The 22,380-nt window shown below is 60.7% G+C and carries 16 protein-coding genes; 9 read left to right on the top strand and 7 right to left on the bottom strand.

Annotated elements, in window-relative coordinates; genetic code table 11:
* Nucleotides 1-134 precede the first annotated feature (134 nt).
* Complete coding sequence (locus Psi02_RS07550; RefSeq protein ID WP_203972742.1) at nucleotides 135-341, top strand: hypothetical protein; 207 nt, start codon at nucleotides 135-137, stop codon at nucleotides 339-341.
* An 859-nt stretch (nucleotides 342-1,200) separates the two neighbouring features.
* Here Psi02_RS07550 and Psi02_RS07545 read toward each other — a convergent pair.
* The gene (locus Psi02_RS07545) at nucleotides 1,201-1,536 is read right to left on the bottom strand and encodes a nucleotide pyrophosphohydrolase (protein WP_203972741.1); all 336 of its coding nucleotides are present in this window, start codon (nucleotides 1,534-1,536) and stop codon (nucleotides 1,201-1,203) included.
* A 509-nt stretch (nucleotides 1,537-2,045) separates the two neighbouring features.
* On the opposite strand from Psi02_RS07545, the gene Psi02_RS07540 reads away from it, so the two are divergent.
* On the top strand, nucleotides 2,046-3,236 hold the full coding sequence (locus Psi02_RS07540; protein WP_203972740.1) for a DUF262 domain-containing protein: 1,191 nt from the start codon (nucleotides 2,046-2,048) through the stop codon (nucleotides 3,234-3,236).
* 932 nt (nucleotides 3,237-4,168) lie between these two features.
* Here the strand turns inward: Psi02_RS07540 and Psi02_RS07535 are convergent.
* The 5 genes from Psi02_RS07535 to Psi02_RS07515 form a co-directional block, all read right to left on the bottom strand.
* Nucleotides 4,169-4,672, bottom strand: coding sequence for a very short patch repair endonuclease (locus Psi02_RS07535; RefSeq protein WP_203972754.1), 504 nt, complete (start codon nucleotides 4,670-4,672; stop codon nucleotides 4,169-4,171).
* A 308-nt stretch (nucleotides 4,673-4,980) separates the two neighbouring features.
* Nucleotides 4,981-6,252, bottom strand: a complete 1,272-nt coding sequence (locus tag Psi02_RS07530; protein WP_203972739.1) for a DNA cytosine methyltransferase — start codon at nucleotides 6,250-6,252, stop codon at nucleotides 4,981-4,983.
* 242 nt (nucleotides 6,253-6,494) lie between these two features.
* The gene (locus tag Psi02_RS07525) at nucleotides 6,495-7,103 is read right to left on the bottom strand and encodes a hypothetical protein (protein ID WP_203972738.1); all 609 of its coding nucleotides are present in this window, start codon (nucleotides 7,101-7,103) and stop codon (nucleotides 6,495-6,497) included.
* A 2-nt stretch (nucleotides 7,104-7,105) separates the two neighbouring features.
* Nucleotides 7,106-8,776, bottom strand: coding sequence for a DEAD/DEAH box helicase family protein (locus Psi02_RS07520; protein WP_203972737.1), 1,671 nt, complete (start codon nucleotides 8,774-8,776; stop codon nucleotides 7,106-7,108).
* A 4-nt stretch (nucleotides 8,777-8,780) separates the two neighbouring features.
* Entirely contained in the window at nucleotides 8,781-11,180 is a 2,400-nt protein-coding gene (locus Psi02_RS07515; protein WP_203972736.1) for an ATP-binding protein, read from the bottom strand.
* 174 nt (nucleotides 11,181-11,354) lie between these two features.
* On the opposite strand from Psi02_RS07515, the gene Psi02_RS07510 reads away from it, so the two are divergent.
* From Psi02_RS07510 to Psi02_RS07485, 6 genes are all read left to right on the top strand, one after another.
* Complete coding sequence (locus Psi02_RS07510) at nucleotides 11,355-12,275, top strand: Eco29kI family restriction endonuclease (RefSeq protein ID WP_203972735.1); 921 nt, start codon at nucleotides 11,355-11,357, stop codon at nucleotides 12,273-12,275.
* A gap of 686 nt (nucleotides 12,276-12,961) precedes the next feature.
* Nucleotides 12,962-13,267 (top strand): hypothetical protein, encoded by a 306-nt coding sequence (locus Psi02_RS07505; protein ID WP_203972734.1) that lies wholly within the window; start codon nucleotides 12,962-12,964, stop codon nucleotides 13,265-13,267.
* Between the two features lie 278 nt (nucleotides 13,268-13,545).
* Complete coding sequence (locus tag Psi02_RS07500; RefSeq protein ID WP_203972733.1) at nucleotides 13,546-15,048, top strand: ATP-binding protein; 1,503 nt, start codon at nucleotides 13,546-13,548, stop codon at nucleotides 15,046-15,048.
* Complete coding sequence (locus tag Psi02_RS07495) at nucleotides 15,045-16,019, top strand: PD-(D/E)XK motif protein (RefSeq protein ID WP_203972732.1); 975 nt, start codon at nucleotides 15,045-15,047, stop codon at nucleotides 16,017-16,019. The genes Psi02_RS07500 and Psi02_RS07495 overlap by 4 nt, the downstream gene beginning before the upstream one ends.
* Nucleotides 16,016-18,922, top strand: coding sequence for a Z1 domain-containing protein (locus Psi02_RS07490; protein ID WP_203972731.1), 2,907 nt, complete (start codon nucleotides 16,016-16,018; stop codon nucleotides 18,920-18,922). The genes Psi02_RS07495 and Psi02_RS07490 overlap by 4 nt, the downstream gene beginning before the upstream one ends.
* A 763-nt stretch (nucleotides 18,923-19,685) precedes the next feature.
* Nucleotides 19,686-19,826, top strand: a complete 141-nt coding sequence (locus Psi02_RS07485; protein ID WP_203972730.1) for a hypothetical protein — start codon at nucleotides 19,686-19,688, stop codon at nucleotides 19,824-19,826.
* A 279-nt stretch (nucleotides 19,827-20,105) separates the two neighbouring features.
* On the opposite strand, the gene Psi02_RS41350 is transcribed toward Psi02_RS07485, so the two are convergent.
* The gene (locus Psi02_RS41350; protein WP_505858612.1) at nucleotides 20,106-20,327 is read right to left on the bottom strand and encodes a DUF3761 domain-containing protein; all 222 of its coding nucleotides are present in this window, start codon (nucleotides 20,325-20,327) and stop codon (nucleotides 20,106-20,108) included.
* 858 nt (nucleotides 20,328-21,185) lie between these two features.
* Here Psi02_RS41350 and Psi02_RS07480 point away from each other — a divergent pair.
* The gene (locus Psi02_RS07480; RefSeq protein ID WP_203972729.1) at nucleotides 21,186-22,169 is read left to right on the top strand and encodes an HNH endonuclease signature motif containing protein; all 984 of its coding nucleotides are present in this window, start codon (nucleotides 21,186-21,188) and stop codon (nucleotides 22,167-22,169) included.
* The last annotated feature ends 211 nt before the right edge of the window (nucleotides 22,170-22,380 follow it).

Below are 22,380 nucleotides of genomic sequence, written 5' to 3'. Positions count from 1 at the left end.
TTCGCCGCCGGACGGAACAAGCCGGTGCAGCGTCCAGGACGGGCGAGGCAGACCCGAGGTCGTCACTGAACACAAGGAGCATCGCCTCGACCGCCGAGCCCACGAAGCCCAAGCCGGACCACGACGAGTAGATCTTGGTCGCCATCGACGGACAGCGCTTCGCCATCGAGGATCGTCACTACACGGCGGCGAAGTTGCTGGCATTCGCCGGGCTCCCCGCAACCGGCTACGACCTCACTCGTGTCCGCAAGCACGGCGAGGCGGAGACGTCCCGTGATGAGGAGGTGAATGTTGACGGCGACGTGTTTGTGAGCGTCAACCGGCAGGACATGGTGGCGTGACCGCCCAAAACTGGTTCCCGACGGGGGTCGAGGCTTTGGTGGCCGGGCTCGAGGAGTTCGGCGCCGAACCCGTCCTCGAGTCGCGCCTGGTGACCTACACCGTCGTCCCGGTGACCGGGCCGCTCGCGGGCCTGGCGGTGCGTACCGGCGTGGACGAGGCCGCAGCGCGGCCGACTGTGCCGCCACATTTGATCCGCCTGTCCGCGAACGTGGCGTCGCGGCCGCGAACGCCGGACCGTCTCCCATGGACGGCTGGGCGGCGGCTCGCTCGCACAACATCACTGCCTGGGGCAGCGCACGGGTGCCCGTCCATGCCTATTGCGCACGTGCGTGGAGTCCTAAGAGGTGCCGTGCGATCAGGGCATCCGTGGCGATGACCAGCGGACTCGACTCGCGAGCACGCGGCCACCTGCTCCGAGAGGATGGACAGGAGGACGTCTGTCTGGCGACGTACACACCTCGACCGGCGACCAGCGCACCACCGCCGTACTGACGGATGATGTTCACCGAGGCCGGAGCAGTTCAATCTGCCGCGTCCTCTCCGAGCACGGCCTTCCCATCGCCCCCAGCACCACCACGCCGCCAAGACCAAGCCGCCGTAGCCGCGGGCGGCCCACGAAAGCTCCTTCGACAGCAACGGTGGCCGTCGCCGGGGGAACGCAGGGAAGTGCGAGTCGCACGCTAACCGCGGTGGCCGACACTTCAGCGGCTATATCCCACGGTCGGGGCCAGCCCGCCCAGCGTCACTGTTCGCCACCGACAGGCGGTGTCAAGACCACACGAGCGGTGAGACATGCCTGCTCCGAGTACAGCCGCACGCACGTGGACCCCGGAGGGTCCCACCACGCCTATTGCGACGTTAGTGAGGTGCCTTCCTCGCGGAGCCGCGGTAAAGATTGGCATCGTAACGCCGCTCATTCTCTTCCAGCTTGGCCTTGGTCGCCTCGATCAGATCGACGCCGAGCAGGTCGGCAAGCCGAACGAGGTAGGCGGTAACGTCGGCGAGTTCGGACCTCACCCGGTCAAAGGTCTCCTCATCCAGGCTGCTCGATTCCGCCGGAGTCAACCACTGAAACTCCCCTATCAGCTCACCGACCTCGCCAGCGAGAGCCATTGCCAAGTTCTTCGGCGTATGGAACTGCTCCCACTCACGAGCCTGCGCGAAGTCCCGCATTCGCGCGGCCAGCTCTTCCATACCAGTCGTCACACCTCGCGACCCTACTTGCGGAGATGTGGTCCCTGACCACTACCTGGGAAGTGAAAACCTGAGCCGGGGCGGGCTGAGAGGACAACATGTGCGAACATCCGCGTTCGGTGAGAGCCGGTCGAGACCTCGGCCACGTGCAACGTCACACCGACCATGCCATGACTATCCAGCCTCGCGCCCTCCCACAAGAGTGGGCCTGTCCCTCGTATCGCCTGCGAGGGATCGGCTCCAGTCGCCGGCTCAGCCACCACCGCTGAGTAGTCGACGGGCTGGCAAGCGGTCGCCGCTACACCATCGCTATGAGCACTGCGGGAGCACTCCTTCTCCCCTCGCCGCCATCATCAGCGACCACTGCCTCACCGAATAACAATCTCTTGGCCCCACGTCCTGCTCGGCATCGGGCCGCACGAGAAGCTCGGCCTGGGAGACGCTTCCGCGATGTGCGTGTATAGATAAACCCGAACACGCACGGAACCGTTACGTCCTAAGATCAGACCATGACTGACGCTGCAGACTGGGACCAGGACGAGTCCGCCGAAGATGAGCGCGACCTGGCCCCCAGGGAAGACGACGAAGCGGCCACAACCACCGTTGATTGGACGGTCGAGACCGTAGTCAGTCAGATGCGCAAGGGTCGTATCGATCTAACACCGAACTTCCAGCGACGAGACGCCTGGACGCGGATCGCTAAATCTCGCTATATCGAGTCACTGGTACAACGCTACCCCGTCCCTCAGATCGTTCTCGCCGAAGACCCGAAACGCCCGGGACGCTATCTGGTGATTGATGGAAAGCAGCGTCTCCTCGCGATCCGACAATTTTGCGCCGACAGCAACGATCCTCGCGACACCGATTGGCTAGAGGAAAAGATCAAGCTCACCGGTCTCACGGAAGCTATCAAGCTTAACGGAAAAACGTATGAGACGATGGAAGAGGAATATCCATCAGAAACCATGCGCTTCGAGAACGCCACCATCCGGGCGGTGCTACTACGCAAGTGGCATAGCCAAGACTTTTTGTATACGGTCTTCTATCGCCTTAATTCCGGCAGCTTGAAACTTTCCGCGCAAGAACTACGGCAGGCCCTCTACCCAGGCGCATTCATGGAGTATATCGATTCGTACTCCGGCACAAGTCCAGCACTGCGCTGGCTACTCAACAAGCCCAAGCCTGACCGTCGCATGGTCGACGCTGAACTACTCCTGCGCTTCCTTTCTTTCCATATGGGCATCGAACAGTACGACGGAAATCTAAAGAATTTCCTAGACCACACTGCCGAAAAATTGTCGACCAGGTGGGACGCCGGCGCCGAATTTGAGGTTCAGGCTGCGACCGAAGCAATGGAACGAGCGATTTTCGCAGCACGTGAAATATTCTCCGACAAGGTATGCAGGAAATTTTCCGCAGGAAAATTCGAACGCTCGGTGAACCGGGCACTATTCGATGTCCAAATACACTACCTGACAGACTCGCCCTTGAGGGACTGGCAAGTAGCTAATCCCGCTAAGACTGTGGCTCTATTCCAAGAACTTTGCCGGACAGACCCTGAATTCATCGATGCAGTATCTAGTACCACGAAGACTCCCTACGCTGTCTACACTAGATTTAACGCCTGGGGGACCAAACTCGCTCAAGCCAGTGGCATTCCCCACAAGTTCCCACCTGCGGTTCCGGAGACACTGGGATGACAATCCAATCCCTTACACCTCTCGCCGCACCGGCGGAGAGATTAGCCATTCAGCTCGGAATCTTAGATTCTGATGGACGCGTAAGAGTAGATCCAGATGAAATCACAGATGAATATTTGCGCGACATCTCGACCAATACTCGCGCCTTCCTAGTTTTATGCAGCGCAGAACTAGAGGAGTACGTCGAAGCTCGCTGCTTAAACTTCCTCTCTACATGCGTGAACGAGTCCAGCAAGTCGAGCCAGCATAACTGCTTGCATGCACTGAGCATCCATTTTCGCAACAATATTGGAAATCTACTGGAGGCCGGCGGGCATTTCGTAGATTTTTACGCTAGCGACGATCAGGCCAGGCGATTCACGAAAGACATAAAGTCCCGCAACAAGAATAATCAAAATAGACTAGGGACTGAATCGCCGCTCCTAAACAAGAGAACGCTGATTATTCGCCTGTGCAATTGGTACAGAGACGACGTGGTGAGACCTAACCACGGTATAAGTAGCCACAATCTTGAGAATTTACTCTCGCCTCTGGGCTTCAGCAGAAGCCTCGTAAAGGAACAGTGTTCCGTGCTCTGTGGCGCCCTCGCGGGCCTAGCCGCAGCACGAGGCGAAGCTGCTCATCGAGCGGCTCAGTCGAATGGCTGGCCATTTAAGGGCTTACCTGCCCCTCTTGAGCAGCAGTTATCCTTGCGAGACGCATGGGATCGATGGCAGGCCGTTATCGACTCACTGCAGGAATTCGAAGATCTGCTTGCGATTGATCCAGATTCTGACACTTGAGCTCTGCCATACAACGCGCACACTCAAATGTATGGGCGCGAAATCCTAGGCGTAGGCCGAGCCTCACCACCTTGAGACCCAGACTCGTTAGTAAATGTAACTACAGACAAACAATTCAGGTACAGGCCAGTTTGGCGCCGATCGCCAACATCAATCCAACCTCTCGCGATTTTCCGGAGTAGGAATAGAAACGTCCCCCCTGTTACGAACCGTTTCAGCGATGCGCGCAGCGGCGACGTCTACATCTTCATGCTCCCATACCCGGATAACGCTCCATCCTTCCTCCTGGAGCAGGGCCTGCGTCTGCCGATCACGCTCCTGATTTGACTCAATCTTTTTCTTCCAAAAGTCCGAATTCTTTCGAGCGGGTCGATAATGCTCCGGACACCCATGCCAATAGCATCCATCCACGAAGACTGCGACCTTCGCTCTTGTGAACACCATGTCCGCAGTGCGACGGAGACCTGACATCGGCGGGAAAGCGACACGGTATCGGAGCCCAAGAGCATAAACAGCGGAACGAAGTATCCGCTCTGGCCGTGTGTCCCGACTCCGGTTGCCCCGCATGACAGCGCGGGTCGCAGGACTTGAAGCCCACGACTCCCGCGAAGCGAAGGATTGAAGGTCAACAAGCAGCCCTTGGTCTCTCGCCATATCCCACGCCTTGACCAAATTCTCGGCGCGTGTCTCGTGATCGACCTCTCCGACGTATACGGCCGCGGATCGCCCCTTATCTGACCAACGAAGATACGCACGAATACGCCGGCTCTTATTATCGACCTTCAACTCGATAGACGCGCGAGCGAAGCGACCATCGCCCAAGTCAACCACGCGCCTATCGTTCCCGCCCGCGCCGCGATCTTGTTCGGCCACCCGTCCTGCCCTCGTTCGCGTATACCCTTTCCACGCTCGAAGGGGAGGTGGCCTGTCCTTCCACCGTCCTGTCTCGCCTTGCGCGCTCACTAATCGCGATCCACTTCGCGCAGCACTGTAGCCACGGCCTTAGCGAAGACCTCTCCAAGTAGTACCGGCACGGCGTTTCCCAGCTGGCGCATTTTTTCGCCACGGGGACCCTCAAGCTTCCATTCATCAGGAAAGGTCATGACACGCGCGGCCTCGCGGACGGTCATGTACCGGTAAGTGCCATCATCGAGCAGCACCACCGATTCGCCACCGGGCACTCCATGGACACCTGCTTTAACGGTCTTCGCGGGCCGATCCAGTTCATTTGGAGTATGGCCTTGATAGATCCTTGCCCCTGGCCATCCGACATGGTCGGTGAAACCATCCAGAAGCCGCTCCGTCCGATCCAAATACTCGAGCGGAATCGGTGGGAGCGGTTTGGCTCCATCGATACCACCGATGGCATCTCGAAACGTACGCCAAGGCCGCTTTCCGTCCGGGGATGGGAGGGCCTTTGGTATTCGCGCCATTACGGCGTTCTGGACACTTTCGGGAACCGTCTCGTGACGTTTCCAGTATTCGCCGTCAACCATCGAATGGAGAAGCGCGGTCTCCGAAAACTCTGGTTCGACAAGTTTCTTGAATCGCTGAATGTCAATCCCGAGATCGGCTCGGAAGGCCACGATGATGATCCGGTTCCTGATCTGGGGCACGCCATAGTCGGCTGCGTTTACTGGTGTAACGATTACGTCATAGCGCTTTGGGGAACGTTGCTCCACCTCGTCAAGCCTGCGGCGAAGAACGTCGTCGTGCTCCCGCCATTCCGCTTCCCTTGGTCGCTCCTCGAAGGGCAACGTGAGCTCTCTGACGATGTAATCAAAGTAGGCCTTGAATGAGGGCCGTATGAGCCCACGGACATTCTCACAAATGACCGCCTTCGGACTAATCTGACGGATGGCGCGAAACATCTGAGGAAACATGTTCCGCTTGTCCTCGTCCCCCTTGGCTACACCTCCAAGGCTGAACGGCTGGCATGGAGGCCCTCCCGCGAGGACATCCACCTTCCCATCGAGATAGTTGAAGCTGATGTCTTGAATGTCCCCGGCGATGAGTGGCCACGGTTCATCCGGCTGCGGTATCGGCGGGTTCCGCTCCGGATCCGCAAGATAGGCACCGTTCTCCAACAATGTCTCACACGCGCGCTTATCATGCTCATTGAAAAGGAGTGGCCGAAATCCAGAGCGATGGATCGCCTGAGCCAGGCCGCCTCCACCAGCGAACAATTCGACGCTAGTACCCTTCGCGGGCAAGACTTCTCGCAGTTCAGACATGGCCAAAGTGTACCGCGCAGAAAAGTTGATCTATGTGTGAAACTGGACACCTGAGCGAATCGTATGCGTTACGTCGAGTCCGGCGATCAGCCCGGCTTGTGAGTCAACGTGGCTTGAAAGCACGTCTCACACCTCATCCCGGACTCGGCACGGAGGCTAGGCGGCCCAGAGAACCTCCCGTCTGACGCCTACCAAGCAAGCGCCGTATTCCAATAGGACGCCGATGCTGGACCTCGGGCGGGCTAGGACTCCGCCGGGGTAACTCTGATGACGCGAAGCACGGTATGCAGAACCTCTAGGCCCGCGACGTCTCCAAGCAGCACATGCCTTCTCTTCTCGCCGGGATCAAGTTCGAGACCTCGCGGGCTAGCTATAACTAAGAGAGGCGTCGGCTCGAGATCGTCCACCACGCTGTTGATGCCGGCCCAAACCAAGTCACGCAGTGCCTTGGGCGGCCCCCATATCATCAGCCTCTGCTCCCAGCCGTTAGTCACTAAACACCGATTAGGTTTTTCGCGGACACTTCCGTCCACCGCCGACCAATCGGGTCCTATGACTTGCTTAACGATCTGATCAGGGCCAGGCAGCCTCACGCTCACCAAGTCAGCGAGTGGTCCGATTCCACTACGCGCGCGTGCGTACTCCTTCATCGGTACGTCCTTGAGCCAGTACCTGATCTTGTCGCGGTGAAGATACCGAGCTAGCTCACCACCAATATCCAAATCGTCTAGCCAGCGGTTGTAGTGTTCCGTCCGCTGTCTATCAGTTAGGCCATCCCAGTCAAGCTCTGCAGCCTGGCGATAGATCTCAATGATTACTCGTCGGCGCAACGGCTCGGGAAGCTCACTCATGGTTAATTGAACGCTTCCGGATTGGGAAACTGGAGTCTAGCTTCGTCGAGCGCCGTTTCCAGGCTGGCCGCATCCTTAATCCATTCCCTCATAAGACTTTCTGCCCGCTGGTCGTCGAATTCGAAACTGGTTCCGCGCGCGGCTAGTCTTAATGTCTCGATTTCATCTGTCGCGACCTGACTACTTAGACTCAGAACAGCGGCGACGCGGCGGATGTCACTCACAAAATCAAGTACCTCTACATGCTGCTTTCCCGGGCGTAGACGAAGTCCCCGTCCTAGCTGCTGGACAAATATCCTCCGGCTATGCGTCACGCGCGCGAAACATAGTATATTGACATCAGGAATGTCCACTCCCTCGTTCAAAATATCTACTGCGGTGATAATAGGTACGTCGCCGTTACGAAAGCGCATGAGGCGAAGTTGCCGCTCCCTGCGATCCAACCGAGCGTGGATGGCTTCGGCGCCCTTCCATTGCGGGACTTGAGCGAGCATTTCTGCCATGCGTTCAGCGTGCTCGATGGTGCGACAGAAGACGACAGCTCTAGGTCCTGGGGTCTGGCCCCATACCTCGATGAGGCGATCCCGAATAGCCTCATCCCGTTGCGGCAAAAACAGCCTGGCGTTGAGATCCTTAATCGTGTAGCTGTGTTCACTTACGTCGCTAACGAAGTCCCAGTCGATATTGTCTGCGAAGAGGCGATACCTCACCTCGGCGAGATAGCCGAGGTTCATACCATCCTCGATCCCCAGTGTGTAGCTCGGCTCTCCGAACCTCTCACGGATGTCGAAACGGTCTCCACGCCACGGCGTCGCGGTGACACCGAACTGGACGCGGCCGGACAATCTATCGAGTAGTTCGGACAGTTGACCATCCTCGCCCACGTGATGCGCCTCATCAATCATGATCAAGTCGGGGCTGTAGCCGCTCTTGGCGAAGCGCAGGGCGCTGGCCGTCGTCGCGCACGTTACCCCGCGAAGGTCATCGGGCCTGTGGTCACCCGTGAGGAGCTGAGTCCGGGTCGCCTTAGTCAGGTGTGGCCACAACGCTCGTTCGAGCTGGTCAACGAGATCCTTGGTCGGCGCGGTGACCAGCACCTTACTGCCTGGATGACGTCCAAGGTGTCGGGCGATAACCTCGCCACCGACCACGGTCTTTCCAAGGCCGGTCGCGAGGATGAGTAGGCCTCTACCCGTGCTCTCGATGTCGTTGATGACGCTTTCGAAGGCCTTGATCTGATAGGGGCGCAGGATACGACCAGGAAGGCGCGGCGGCGTGAACCGGTCGTCGCCATGCAGATCGATCAGTTCCTTACCCGACCAGAGCTCGATACGTATGCCCACCGCCGCTAGTTCGTCTCGACGTCGGCGAGTTTGAGGGCTGAAGTGAGCGTTTGTGACCACGACAGCCTGATCAGCGTTATAGAAGCCTTTTGCCTTGATCACCTCGTCAATCGCCGCAGCGGGCACCGGACCCCTCGACTTCCACTTCGCCTGGAATACCCAGCGACGTCCCGCACGAATACCGAGGAGGTCCCCTCCCTGGTCGTTCGGGCCGTCGATATTAAGCACATCGCTGAAGCCGAGATGCCACGCGAGCCGTTCTACCTGACGCGTGAACCCAGCGGGACCAAGGTCCCGCAGAAAAGTTGGATCTACGAAGGATGACTTCACGCAATCACTCCCGGCGAGCGACGATATCGTCCAGCATGTCGATAGCCAGGCGAGTCATGACTAGCTCTTGGCGGCTCTTGTGGCTGGCGTCAGCGACAAACTCTCCGACCGTTTCGAGTAGCCGGGCGACGTGAGAAACCTGTCGGTCGCGCGCCTGCTCATCAGTCCAGCTCGCCCAAGCCATCGAGTAGACCGCCCCATCCATAAAGGCAGCCGGCGCGCCTCGCACAAGGCCAGCTAGCGCGTCATAGCTCAGATATGCACTAAAGCGCCCATCATGGATCGCCCCTAACCAGTCCAGCCGCGGATCCACGCGTGCGGCGTCGCGCTCGGCCCTGAGCTTGCTGTCACTGGACAAAAGCGTCCACATCTGAGGCGCCTGCGCAGTGATCACCGGCGTCGCGAGGTCCCGAACTCGCCGCAAGACCTCCGCCGCGCGGTCCCGCAGGGCCGAGTCTGTCCTTCGCTGGTCGGGGAACTGACACGTCACCTCGGCCGCGATAACGGTGATCTTAGTATCGACATCCCGGGCGAGAGCGCGGAGGACCTGCGAGATCTCCAATATCGCGTAGTCGCGGGGGTCCCGACCGAACTCCCGGAAGACCTCGTGATCACCATGAACGTATACTTCGAGATTGAGACCCGAGGTAACTCGCGAGATCGTCGGCATATAGGCACCTGACGCGTCCGCGACAGGAATTGTGGTCTCAAATACCGAGACGTTGCGCTTGCCGAGATTTAGCGCCGATACCTCTCCCTCGAGGTCATACAGCTTGCGGGCGTGCTGGCGATACCTGGCGTACCGTTGCTCCTCGGTCTCCACAGGTGGCTCCGGCTCTACCAGAACCACCGGGGGCTGCGATAGCCCGGGATTGGGCGTGTTGAGGGGCAGGGGGTCGAGGCCCGTCCGGGATCCTAGGTCGCCTCCCGCCGGCGAGACATCAGAACCACCCTGAGTGGTAGCTCGATTCTTGATCTCTTCATGATTGAGTACAGCCTCGTACCATTTCTCATCTAACTGATACTCCGCAAGGCCTTCGTGGAACTTCGAACCCCAATCGCTGGTGAGCTTATGCGTAGCGCTCTGACCATTGCCAGGAATGAGACACCGAATCCCCGGGTCGTTCTGTTGAAATGCCTTGAAAAGAATTCCTAACGGCGAATCGTTCTCGGCGAACCCGCGATCCTTCGCCTTCGTCTTGCGCATTGGGCCCTCGCCACGCAGATACAAGGCCGCGTCGTTCCAATCGCGAGACGAACGATCGAAATCCGTCTTCTGATAGTTGACAGGCGCATGATCTATATGGATCTCACCCACCAACCGGCCCTGGTTGGCCGGGATCTCGATCGGATACTCGTCGAGCGTCTCACCGGTATCCGGGTTTACCCAGGTGAACAACGACTTATCACCAAGAAGGATCTTGCGGCCGTGACGCAAGAAATCAATTCCGTAGTCGGATTCATCGAGGTAGCGTTGGACGCCCAACCATCCATGGATGCGGCGCTGGCGAAGTTCCAGATCGTCACTGCCACACTCCACGCAGTTCACAACATCGTAGTGTCGATGCCAATGCCCACAACGCATACATGCGTAGGCATCTTGTAGCTTGCGATCGATAACCTGTACCGCCTTGATCTCCGCGCCACTATAGGTGACCGATCGAGAGGCGGCCCAGACACAGGGAATCCGCGGCTTCACGCGTTTGCCATTGATGTACAGCCCGATTCCAGATCCCGCGAGGGTATCGTCATCGGGTAGCTCCGGGATCGGGCTGTGATCACGAAGCAGATAGGAGTAGACGCGACCAAGCTTATCCTTGACGGTCGAGATCGTCTTCGGCCGCTTGAGCGCGTCCACCATGTTCGGTCTAAGGTCACGGATAGTGATCGCGGTCCCATGCAGTAGAGGATCCTCCTTCCTCTCTCGCCGGAGCGGGACGTGAAACGTCTCCCGGCGCTGGAGATCCTTGAAGTCGATCTCGGCTACCAGCCAGACGGGATCACCGGCTCGACTGGTCCGCACCGTCGTCTTACTGCCGAGCCGGGCGGTGGCGATGTTGAAGCCCATCCCAAACAGGCCGAGGCTTCCGTAGCGTGCGTTACCCGAGAAGCCTGCCCGCAACGCGTCCCGCAGAGTCTGCAGGCTCATGCCACGACCGTTATCGGAGACAACGACCTGGGCGTCGACCAGCGCGGTGTTGGCCCTGGGCAAGGTGATGTGGATGGCCGGCGGATCCGCAGGATCACGATCAAGGTCAGACCTGAACTCGTCGAAGGAGTTGTCGACCAACTCAGCCAAACACTGCCAAGGCTGATAGGGGATATCGCCCAGGACCTCCAACAGACGAGGTGACGGGGTGAGGTCAAGCTCCCCCGTCCCATCGCTATCCCATCCATCGGTCAACGCGTCCTCCAGAGTCCGGGTACGGGGCACGCCGCGTGCCGCCAGTACGTCACGCCATAGTTAACACAAGTCCTACGACATAGCCGGGGTCGCTGCCCTATACGGGCGAAAAATCCAGCTATGTCCTGCCACTCCCAGCCCTGCTTCCGGTCTCCAATCCAGTAGCCTCTCGCCATGCCCCACCCCCCTGCGGATCTTGATCTGTTCGGCACAGCGATCACGCACATAAGCCAGAAGTTCAACCCCCTTAGCCTCGACCGCCTCAGCCGGAACCTGCGCGAGGCCTTGGACGCTCGACCGCGGGTTCCGCTCGAGACAATGAGAGAGTTTCAGGGGGCCGGCCTCTACGCCCTCTACTACAAGGGTGGACTGCCCCTATACACGGGGCTCAAGGACAGCGACGTACCGGTCTATATTGGCAAGGCCGAAGCAGGTAACAGCAGCTACGGAGACCCATCCGACGAGACCAAACCCAAGCTGTACCAACGCATCGTCGAGAAACACAAGGCCAGCATCGTGGAGGCATCGGCAGCCGAGCGAGGGGGAAATCTAAAGGTGGCGGACTTCGAGGTGCGCTATCTCCTCCTGGACGACGTATGGATCGTGCTTGGTGAGCGCGCGCTCCTACGGGCCTACGCGCCAGTGCTGTGGAACACGCTAATGCCCGGCTTCGGCGCGAACCCAGCGGGCACGGCTAGAAAGAACGCGAGATCGATATGGGACACGATCCACCCAGGGAGGTCTCGCGTGACAGGAACCACATGCAACCGCCGATTCACCAGATCCGAAATGCGCGAGCGCATCCGTCTAGGTATTGATATATCGTTAATGGAGCCAGGACGAGATCGCGACATTACCCTAAACGCATTGCGAGCACGACGGGCGAATATGATCTGGTCTCCGCCAGCGAAGAGAAGCAAGGATCAACGCTTTCGCGTCCACCGCAGCGAGGCGTTCCTTGAGGAAAACGCCGCGATAGGTAGGGTCTTACGCGAAAACGAATGGTTTGCCACAGATACAGCGGCAGACCTGTTGCCTGATCCGGAAGAAGCTGCGGAGAACAACGTCCTCGCTGCCGATGAGCTCGCAGAGTAAGAGCAATCGATTCAGGCCCATTCGATAAGTCGGCCCCTGCGGCCATCGCCAGCCCCTCATTTAACCGCACGTCATCCACTAGTTTGTCGATCTAAGCAGTCAATTTGCGACGTATTCGATACGGCGCTATGGATCCATCCACGGCGTGCTGGCTGTTATTCGGTATGTCGCGCTCTATCTATTCGTCCGGTCCGCAGGACGCAGAGAACGACTTCGGCCGCCCCGACCGGAGCCCACTCACACGTCTGGGGGCGTGAGCTCCCTCCGAGTCGGGCTAATGTCGACTTGACGCTGGAGGCAATGCGGATTGCACGCAAAGATGCGTTCTCGAGGTCGGCGAGATCGTCTGCTATGCCGAACTCGACCCCAGCGGCGGACAACGTCCACACCTGCCCAGCGGAGAAGACACCCCTGGACACGGCAGGCGGCCGCCGGGGCGACCGGAGCCATCCTGGCCGACTTCACCGGCGGCCCGCACCGCGGCGTCATCGTGGACTCCCCACCCGGAGCGGGCAAGACGACCCTCGTCGTCACCGCGGCCACGACACTCGCAGGCCCGGGTGAACGGCTCATGATCGTGGCTCAGACCAACGAGCAGGTCGACGACCTCACCGACAAGCTGGCGTCCAAGGCTCCCGAGTTGTCCATCGGCCGCCTGCACAGCGACGGCTTCACCGTCCCGCGTGATGCGGCACCCCAGCGTCACCACCTCCAACAAGATCGACCAGGTCGAGGCCTGCACGGTCGTGATCGCCACTGCGGACAAATGGGCCTACGTGTCCGAACGCACCCGGCCTTGGGCGATCGTCGACGCTCGCCTCACGCCACCGCCACGCCTGCATCGTCGTCGCCCGCGCCGGCATCCCGAACTGCTCGACAACCATCCATCCACCGGGCGCGTCCAGCTCAACGTGCCCGTCAAATTCCCGGACGGCTGGGAAGCTAACCGCGCCGTCCTCGCCCACCTGTCCAACCAGCGCGTTCAAGCCTGATCGGAACCATCGGGATGACTATCGCCGCCCCCCAAGATCATCCGGCCCCAACGTCCGACAGCGCTATCCGTGAGACCACGACTGTGGCCCCAGCGGCTGAGACCGCCAGGGATATCGCGGCGCAATCGGTACGAGAAGAGAGAGCCGTCACAGGTGAGTCATCCGACAATGTGTCTGACGAAGCGACCTCACCCGAGCGGGCCGGCCGGCAAGCGGTGGCTCCGTCCGCACCGTCGAGATCACCCTTGCGGCGGAACATAGGCGTTGGAGGCTCAGGCATGTCCACTTGGCGCGACCGGATTCCGACGATCGGCTCTATCGACCTGCCGCCGGATCCACGCGCCCTCGACGGGCTCGGCCGGAACCACTCTCTCGAAACGGCTATCGCTGACCTAGTGGACAACTCCATCGACGCGGGGGCCAGTCACGTTCTCATCCGCCTGGTTCGGGTTGAGGGCCGGCTCCGCGCACTGTACGTCGTCGACAACGGCCATGGCATGCCCGAATCGAGGATCGACTCGGCGATGACCATCGGCGGCCAACGCGCGTACAGCTCTAACGATCTTGGAAAATTCGGGCTAGGGCTGAAGGCGGCGTCGTTCAGCCAAGCTCGCAGCCTGACCGTGATATCGCAGGCACTTGGATCGACCGCCGTCGGTCGACGCTGGCTCCTCGACGAGAACCGCGAAGGCTTTCTCTGCGACATCATCCCGACCGATTTCGCGACAGACGAGTTCGAGCGGCAGTGGCGTATCGACGGGATGGACACCGGGACGGTCATCCGTTGGGACAACGTCACGGGATTCCCCGCCACCGACAATCCAGCACGGGTCGAGGACTTCATCTCCCGTACGGCCAACGCGCTCCAAAATCACCTTGGCCTCGTCTTCCATCGGATCATCGACGCGGGCAAGATCTCCATCGAGATCGACGTAGAGGACATCGAAGCCGGCGCCCCTGGCCCCAGGATTCCCGTGACCGCGCTCAACCCCTTCGGCTACGTCCGGTCCGGCAGGGCCGGCTATCCCAAGGAGTTGTCGGCACGGCTCGGTGATACCGACCTGAGATTCCGATGCCACATCTGGACAGGCCGATCCACCTTGCCCCAGTTCAAACTGCCCGGAGGAGCGGAAGCCCGACAAGGCATCTACTTCTACCGACGCGACCGGCTTCTTCAGGCGGGAGAAGGCTGGCACGGAATCCACGCCTCCGACCGACGGCTACAACTCGCCCGCGTCGAGGTGGAGATCGACGACGACATCGTCCGGCTCTTCGCCATGAACCCAGAGAAGTCGAAGGTCAACGTGGGACCTGAGTTCACTCAGTTGGCCGAGCAAGCCAAGGCCGACGACGGCACCACCTTCCACGACTACTTAGAAGTCGCTGAGCACACGTTCCGGGAATCGCGAAAGCGCAGCACCGAACGACGCAAGATGGCACCACTCGGCAAGGGCATCGCCCCCGAGCTACGCAAGGCCATCGAGCGCGAGATCCCCTTCGACATGGAATCGGAGCCGATCGACATCCGATGGAAGCGCTTCTCCAGCGACGACTTCTTCGAGATCGACCGAGAGCAACGCTCCCTATGGCTGAACGAGAAGTACCGCCCGCCCACACGCGGCGAGCGTCGAAGCGTGAACGACGCACCGCTACTCAAGGCCCTGCTGTACCTCGTCGCGGAGGAGTTGTTCCGTGGTGAGTATCTCGGCGCTCGAGACAAGGACAACGTCGAGCTGTACCAGGAGATCCTCACTGCGGCGGCGAAGAGCGAGCAGATATGACGGCCCCCGACCGGCATATCAGCGCTGACAGCTTCGAGGACTTCGTCCAGCGGGCGATTCCGCTTGAACATCCGATTCCGGGAGAGCCGCGGCTAATCCTGTTCATCGACCCGCGACGGCAAGAGATCGGCCTCCGGGCTCAGGCTGACACCAGCCAGCCGCGCCTTGAGACCGGGCTCGAACATGTACGCCTTCGCCCAGTCCAGCGCGGCGTCGACCGCTTCCTGGAGATCGCGATCACCGATCCTCGCATGTTCGCCGACGCCTACCCGCTGCTGTGCGCGGTGGCCGATCGGGTTCAACTGCAAGGGCTGAACCTCAGGGTGGCGCTGAGCGACACACTCCGGATCCTCGGACGGCTACTCGCCCGCACGGACACACTGCCGATCGAGAAAGAACTAGGCCTGTTCGGCGAGCTCATGCTGCTCCTTGGATTGAGTCGCGAAGTGGGACCACAAGAAGCATTGGACGCATGGCGTGGCACCGAGGGTGAGGAACACGACTTCGGACTGCGCGGCCACGACATCGAAGTCAAGACCACTAGCGCCGAACGACGCACTCACTGGATCGGCTCGCTGACACAGCTCCATCCCACTGGAGACCGGCCGCTCTGGTTGGTCTCTCATCAGCTGACCAGAGCCGAATCATCGGATGGCCACACCCTGCCAGAACTGATCGACGCGGTGCGGCACCGCCTAGAAGACCTCCGCTCCGCGTTCGACCGCCGCCTGCACGACACCGGATGGCGGGAGCCTTACAGGGAGACCTCCCGGACTCGCTGGCGCCGAAGAGAGACATCCGCAGCATTCGCGGTCGACGATGGCTTCCCCAGCCTGACTCCCCAGCGACTACGCGGTCTGGCGCTGGAACGCATCCCCGAGGTCCGCTACCGCGTGGACCTCACGCAACAGCCCTTCGGCCCCGTTGCCCCCGACTTCCTGCTTAAAGCTCTGACCGGAGAGACCGCATGATCGAGGCATTCCGCAAGGCTTACATGGGCGCGCTCGCGCTGATGGACACTATGGGTCCTCGCGATCTGCACGCCGCGGCGGCCTTCGCCAGCGAGGACCCGTCAGTCCTGTGCGATGACGCGGCACTCAGCGCGTATCTCGCCGACGCTCACCCAGACGACGCACTCAGCAAGGGACTCCACCTGCGCCTGGCCACATGGGACAGCGCGGACGCGAGCGAAGTGTGGACCGCCGGCACGACCGCCAACACCGAGGAACGCCGCGCGGAAACCGTTCGACGGCTGAAGGTCGATGACCAAACCGCCGTCCTCTTTCGCGAGCGTTTCCCCATCGCGGGCGTCGAGGAACCCATCACCATCGCGGACCAGTGGGATCCCTGGTACACAGAGTCCATTCGCCAGGAGCGTGGCTTCTACTGGGATCACTACAGCCAGTTCCTCAATGAGAAGCGTGGCTGGGCCCCCGAAGCGATCGCCTCCCTCGACATCGCGACCGACCGTGTCGTGGAGAGGCTCTCGGATCCGACACGAGAGGACGCCTACCAGGCCAAAGGCCTTGTCGTGGGCTACGTCCAAAGCGGGAAGACCGCGAACTTCACAGGCGTCCTCGCCAAGGCGGTCGACGTCGGCTACCGCTTGATCATCGTCTTGACCGGCACGACGGACCTGCTACGCGCTCAGACGCAGCGACGCCTCGACATGGAGCTTGTCGGCCGCGAGAACATCCTTCGTGGAATCGATCCCACAGACCATGAAGCCCTCGACTCAGTCGACTACCAGGACGACCCAGACTGGATCGACGATCGATTCCTCCGACACGGCGTACGCCCGGCCGACGTCGGCCGGCCCGATATTCATCGCCTGACACAGCAGCGCTTTGACTACAAGGGCCTCCGAGTGGGAATCGCCGCACTCGATTTCGAGAAGAGGGAACGCAATCGGCCGTTCTTCGATCCGGAGAACCTGTTCTTCAGCGACGCCCGGCTTCTGGTAGTCAAGAAGAACGCGACAGTACTCGGCAAGCTCGTGAACGACTTGAACAAAATCACCGCACGCCTCGGCGAAATCCCCACGTTGATTGTCGACGACGAATCGGACCAGGCTTCGGTCAATACCAGCAATCCGAAGAAGTGGCAGGCAGATCAAGTCCAGCGCACCTCCATAAATCGACTTATCTCACAGCTGCTGATGATGCTGCCCCGCGCCCAATACGTGGGCTATACGGCTACCCCATTCGCGAACGTCTTCATTGACCCCAGCGACGCCGAGGACATCTTCCCCAAGGACTTCTTAATTTCTCTCAGCCGCACACCTGGCTACATGGGCGCCTCAGATTTCCACGATCTTGATTCCGAGTTAGATCCCTCCCAGCGCACCTTCTCCAACTCCAACGAGAAAGCCCACATCCGCATGGTGAACGCGGATTCGGCCGAAGGAGATGCTGGCGAGATCCTCGAAGCGATGGACGCCTATGTCCTCGCGGGGGCCGTAAAAGTTTTCAGGGAACAACACGGTCTCGCGACCTTCAAGCATCACACGATGCTCATCCATGAAGCGATGCGGCGAGACGTGCATCGCGAGCAGGCCGAGAACATGCACCGGATCTGGCGATCCGCAGGCTACTTCTCCAGCGCCTCACACGAGCGGCTTCGCGCCCTATATGAGACAGATACCCTGCCGGCCGCTCAAGCGATCGGGCGCAGCATGCCCGCGCCAGCCTCGTTCGACGAGCTGCTCCCTTACCTCGGAGAGGCTGTCGCACGGATTGGCCAGACAGGCAATCCCGTCATCGTCGTGAACAGCGACAAGGACATCGAACAGGAAGCCCTCGATTTCGACCGAAACAATGTTTGGCGCATTCTGATCGGCGGCAACAAACTGGCTCGGGGATTTACCGTTGAGGGATTGACCGTCTCTTACTATCGTCGACTCACGAAACAGGCCGACACCCTAATGCAAATGGGCAGATGGTTCGGCTATCGGAAAGGATTTCAAGATCTCGTCCGCCTATACATCACGCCTGAGCTCTATGAAGCCTTCGAAGCGATCGTCCGCGACGAGGACTATTTTCGCGCAGAACTGCGTCGCTACGCCCAAATGGTCGATGGACGACCCCAGCTGACACCTAAGCAGATACCACCGCTGGTAGCCCAGCACCTACCCTGGCTCAAGCCCACAACCGCCAACAAGATGTACAATGCGATCCTCACGGAGCGACGCTCTCCTGGCCTCCCTATCGAGCCCCGCGGCTATCCAAGCAACATCGAACAGGTTCGTGACAACACGCTCACGTGTCAGCCCCTGTTCGACAGTATCGACGGGCCGGCCCTATTCCGCGCCTCCGCAAATATCTCCTTCCCGAGCTTCGTCGGACGCATAGACCACAACGCTTTTATAGACATATTTTCAACCCTCCAATGGGATGACCGCGACACCGTAGAACCCGATCTCCACTGGTTGCGCGGTCTCGGAGCCGAACAAATCAAGGACTGGGTACTGCTGTTCCCGCAGCACGTACGATCCGGCGAAGCCAAGTCAATAATCTTCGGGAAGGGCCCACTTAGCCTCTTCCGTCGGTCCCGCCTCCGGCCTTCGTACTTCGGGGCCATCAGCGAGTCCCGGCACCGTCCGGTCGCCAACAGGATCGCGGGAGCGGAGCCGTCCATCGGCGACACCGAAACAGACGCCCTGACCGCGCCTAAACGCGGCGCGGTCATCATCTACCCCGTCATCGAGAAGAACCAAGCCGTGGGCTCCCCATCCGAGACGATCGCACCAGAACTGGTAGTCGTCGCATTCCACCTTGTCGCCCCGAGATCAGCGATCTCCCTTGATCGCCGGCTCGTCACCTTCACGACACGCGACACCTCAAGGAGCGACGCCCCCATCATCAACGCCCCGTAGCGAGCGGCGACACACCACTACCCTAAGCTCCGCCCGGCAATCGGATTCTAACGCTCCGTAGCGGAACTGGGGTTTGAGGAATCTGGTCGAGGATGTACTGCTGGGGCTGGCGGTCGGAACTCTCGCGGCGCTTCTCACCGCAGGGCTTACCCGCGGCCCCAGGCCGTCTCGAGAGCCACGACCTGCGCGAACCATCTCCAGCAGGCGGCTCGGCCGCAAGGGTCACCCTCGTGACGATTCTGACAAGCCCTCTTACATAAAGAGATCTCCCAGAAGACTCGATTCGACTTTCGGCGCAATCAGCGCGAATAGCCGCTGCTAGGCAGGTCGGCCGATAATTTTTCTTCCGACTAACAAGTTGACATGGCACGCACCTAGAGCGTGGGCCCATGGAATTGCCCTACGGAGTGATCGGCCACCCCACGGTGATGATGGCGACCTTGTTCCCTCATGAATATCGTCACGGGCGCAACCGCGTCAGCAATCTCCCCGACCTAGGCATCTACCTGCGGAAACGAGACTGACAGGCCTTCGGCGAAGCTCCGACACCGCCACACCTCTAGGGAAAATTGGGCGCTCAGGAAGCCTTACGTATGCAATACATCCTTATACAGCGGCATAGTCCATATAAGTCACAAGTCGCGCGCCGTGTCCCGTTCGCGCGGGCATTTTCTCCATTCGACGGAGAGTTCCAGCTGCGGTACATTCCTCCGTGAATTACCCTTGCTCGTATCAACACGAGCCTGACATGGAGGAATGAATGATGCCCAGCGCAAATCACCGGCGCCGGCAGGACGGACGTCCGCCGCGGCGAATCCTTGCCGAGATCACGACCAAGCTCGGCAAGATCAAGATCGTCTATACGGAAGGAGGGCCTGACCCTCTGCCGATCAGCGCCAAGTAGTCGGGCCCGCATCAGGCAACCCTGACACGAGCCCGACCCAACCGGCGCACATCGGACCGTCCGCCCCTCGGCCCTACCAGAGCGGGGGCGGGCGGTCAGCCTTCTACGCCATGGCGATCCTATGGCGGTCGTCCCCTAGTCCGTCACCCATTACACGCGACTTCCACGTAATCGCGTTTCCACGGGGTTCATGACGTCACACGCTGCCCGACTCTGGCGCGGACACTCGGTCACACGCCCCCATGACTCACCGCTGGCGTTTCTCTGAGGTGCCGTCTATCAACCGGCGACCCCCCCATGGTGGGAGCAAGCTCCGTGCCGTCCTCCCGCGTTGGATATTGAGCCGTCCGCGCAAGCGACGACGGATCCTGGAGCGGGCGGGTATATCGGGACGGGGACGGGCGCCTTCGTGGGAGCAGGACTTGTAACCCTCCATCGACCGAATAGGTTCGCGGGGGTGGGAAGGAACACGACCAGGCCTGCGTCAGGCTGCCACTCCATGCCCGTACCTCCGTCCGGTTGTCCAAGAGTCGCCGCGTAGCACAAGTACAGGTCGAGGTCTGCCACGGGTCTCGCGGTCTGTCCATAGGGCCAGTGGTCCGAGCAGTCATCTTTGCCCGATACCGCAAGGATGCGAATCGCACCGGGCCGGCTACATGAGGCTCTCTTCCCAAGGATGAAGTGGATCGGGGTGAGCACACACTTGCCGACGATTCTCTGCCAGGTCCTCGCGTTTGAGGGAATATCGGCGGCTCCGAGGAGCATCAGGCTCTCACGCACGGCTGCATCATGATCACTCCGAATCTCGTACGTGGTTACCGTTCTCGGCGCAGGGCGGGCCGAACGAGACGTCGCCGGCTCGGCGTCAGCCTTCTGCGCTGGGGCAACCCCACGCGTCGCCGGAGGCGACTCGATTGCGTCATGTGACAGCGCGCTATTGGAGCAACCTGCGATGGCCATCACGATGCCGATCGCGGCGTGCCGCGAAAGATGGAGGCGCACTTTGGCTCCGGACGGTGAGCAAACGGATCGGCCCTACGAACGAATGGTGCGCCCCACCGAGTGCCGGAACCAGGAAAAGAGGTCGATTGTTACCAGCCTTCATCATGCTGCCGGCCGTACGAAGCGAAAAGGTCGTCCACCCTGGCTCCTACACGTGGTGTGCCGGTCGGCGTTCCTGGGGCGCGAAGCGATCACGCGGTGGGCGTGAGGTGAACCTCGCTGAGGGGGCGGGACTTGAGTTTTTCGGGGCGTTGTCAGTACTGCCCGCTACGTTACCTACATGAGCCGTCCCCCAAGGCCGTCCGAGTGCGCGTGTCCGGCGGGTGTGGGGCGGATGCCGGGCAACGGAGGAGTCACATGACGGCGTGGTTGATGTACCTGGGCACGGAGGCCAAGCGTGTAGGTGAGGGGTATGACGACAACCCCTCCACCCACTACAGCTGGGACAGCAGGGTACCCAACGCCTCCCACGTCCGGGTCGGGGACACGATCGTGTTGTGGGATGGGGAAGCCCTGTTGGGCCTGTCCGTGATTGAGGACATTGCGACTGGCTCCGGCACCAAAGACCTCAGCTCGTGCCCCACGTGCGGGAAGGCGGACATCGCCGAACGCAAGACGATGACACCGAAGTACCGGTGCTGGAACGGACACTGCAAGGCGGAGTTCGACACCCCGGCCCTTGAGACCGTCCCGGTGACAACCTACCGCGCCCGCTATGAGGCCGGCTGGATCGACCTCCGCGGTCACATCTCCGCGCCGGAGTTGCGGGCCCTGTGCGAGGAACCCAAGTCGCAGAATGCCTTGCGGCGCCTGCGCTGGGACGACTTCCGCACCCGGGTGGAGACGGGGAAGAACGCCACCCCACTGGATGTCGCGGACAACACGCGCAAGGTCATCGCCGGGGGGCATAAGACCAGGACGGTCCGCGTCCGCAACGGCCAGGCCGCCTTCCGCGCCAGCTTGTTGGAGCAGTTCGGCGAGATATGCGCCTTCCTCGGCCCCATGCCTGCGGCGGCTCTGGAAGCGGCACACCTGTACAGCTACGCCGGGAATGGCAAGCACCACACCTACGGCGGTCTGCTGCTACGCCGCGACGTCCACCGCCTATTCGACCTCGGCCAGATCGCCATCGACCCGAACACGATGGCTCTGGACATCGCACCCAGCACCCGCGCCTACCCCGACTACGACAAGCTGCACGGCCAGCCGCTGACTGTTCCCCTCACCAAGACCCACCAGAAGTGGATCAGTGAGCATTGGGCGATGCACCGTGGCGCTATGAGCGCCATCCCCGGGCCGAGCAGCAGCACCTCGACTGCATCCCCGCACGCGGTGGCCTGACAGGAATCCCCGCTGGCCTGGCTAGTCGTGGAAGTAGTTGCGCTTCCCGGGCAGTGCTGGCCGTCTGCCCGGTGCACGGCAGGGGCGGCGAATGCGGCCCACCCTTGAGAACCCTGCGCCGGCTCATTGGCCGTACTCCGGATGCCTGGCTCCGCGTCCTGCTGTGGACGCAATAGGACGGCCATTCCCGGGCCCACCTGCGGCCACTAGT

The sequence above is a fragment of the Planotetraspora silvatica genome (genome assembly GCF_016863315.1).
GTDB classification, from domain to species: Bacteria; Actinomycetota; Actinomycetes; order Streptosporangiales; family Streptosporangiaceae; genus Planotetraspora; species Planotetraspora silvatica.
The sequence above is the reverse complement of the archived record's forward strand: the minus strand, read 5'-3'. Positions and strand labels throughout refer to the sequence as shown.

Excerpts from the sequence above, each read along its gene's own strand:
- Psi02_RS07525 (WP_203972738.1), bottom strand. The coding sequence starts at position 7,103 with ATGAGTGAGCTTCCCGAGCCGTTGCGCCGACGAGTAATCATTGAGATC.
- Psi02_RS07480 (WP_203972729.1), top strand. The coding sequence starts at position 21,186 with ATGACGGCGTGGTTGATGTACCTGGGCACGGAGGCCAAGCGTGTAGGT.
- Psi02_RS07505 (WP_203972734.1), top strand. The coding sequence starts at position 12,962 with ATGCGGCACCCCAGCGTCACCACCTCCAACAAGATCGACCAGGTCGAG.
- Psi02_RS07490 (WP_203972731.1), top strand. The coding sequence starts at position 16,016 with ATGATCGAGGCATTCCGCAAGGCTTACATGGGCGCGCTCGCGCTGATG.
- Psi02_RS07545 (WP_203972741.1), bottom strand. The coding sequence starts at position 1,536 with ATGGAAGAGCTGGCCGCGCGAATGCGGGACTTCGCGCAGGCTCGTGAG.
- Psi02_RS07495 (WP_203972732.1), top strand. The coding sequence starts at position 15,045 with ATGACGGCCCCCGACCGGCATATCAGCGCTGACAGCTTCGAGGACTTC.
- Psi02_RS07510 (WP_203972735.1), top strand. The coding sequence starts at position 11,355 with ATGCCCCACCCCCCTGCGGATCTTGATCTGTTCGGCACAGCGATCACG.
- Psi02_RS07540 (WP_203972740.1), top strand. The coding sequence starts at position 2,046 with ATGACTGACGCTGCAGACTGGGACCAGGACGAGTCCGCCGAAGATGAG.
- Psi02_RS07535 (WP_203972754.1), bottom strand. The coding sequence starts at position 4,672 with ATGGCGAGAGACCAAGGGCTGCTTGTTGACCTTCAATCCTTCGCTTCG.
- Psi02_RS41350 (WP_505858612.1), bottom strand. The coding sequence starts at position 20,327 with ATGGAGTGGCAGCCTGACGCAGGCCTGGTCGTGTTCCTTCCCACCCCC.
- Psi02_RS07500 (WP_203972733.1), top strand. The coding sequence starts at position 13,546 with ATGTCCACTTGGCGCGACCGGATTCCGACGATCGGCTCTATCGACCTG.
- Psi02_RS07530 (WP_203972739.1), bottom strand. The coding sequence starts at position 6,252 with ATGTCTGAACTGCGAGAAGTCTTGCCCGCGAAGGGTACTAGCGTCGAA.
- Psi02_RS07485 (WP_203972730.1), top strand. The coding sequence starts at position 19,686 with ATGCCCAGCGCAAATCACCGGCGCCGGCAGGACGGACGTCCGCCGCGG.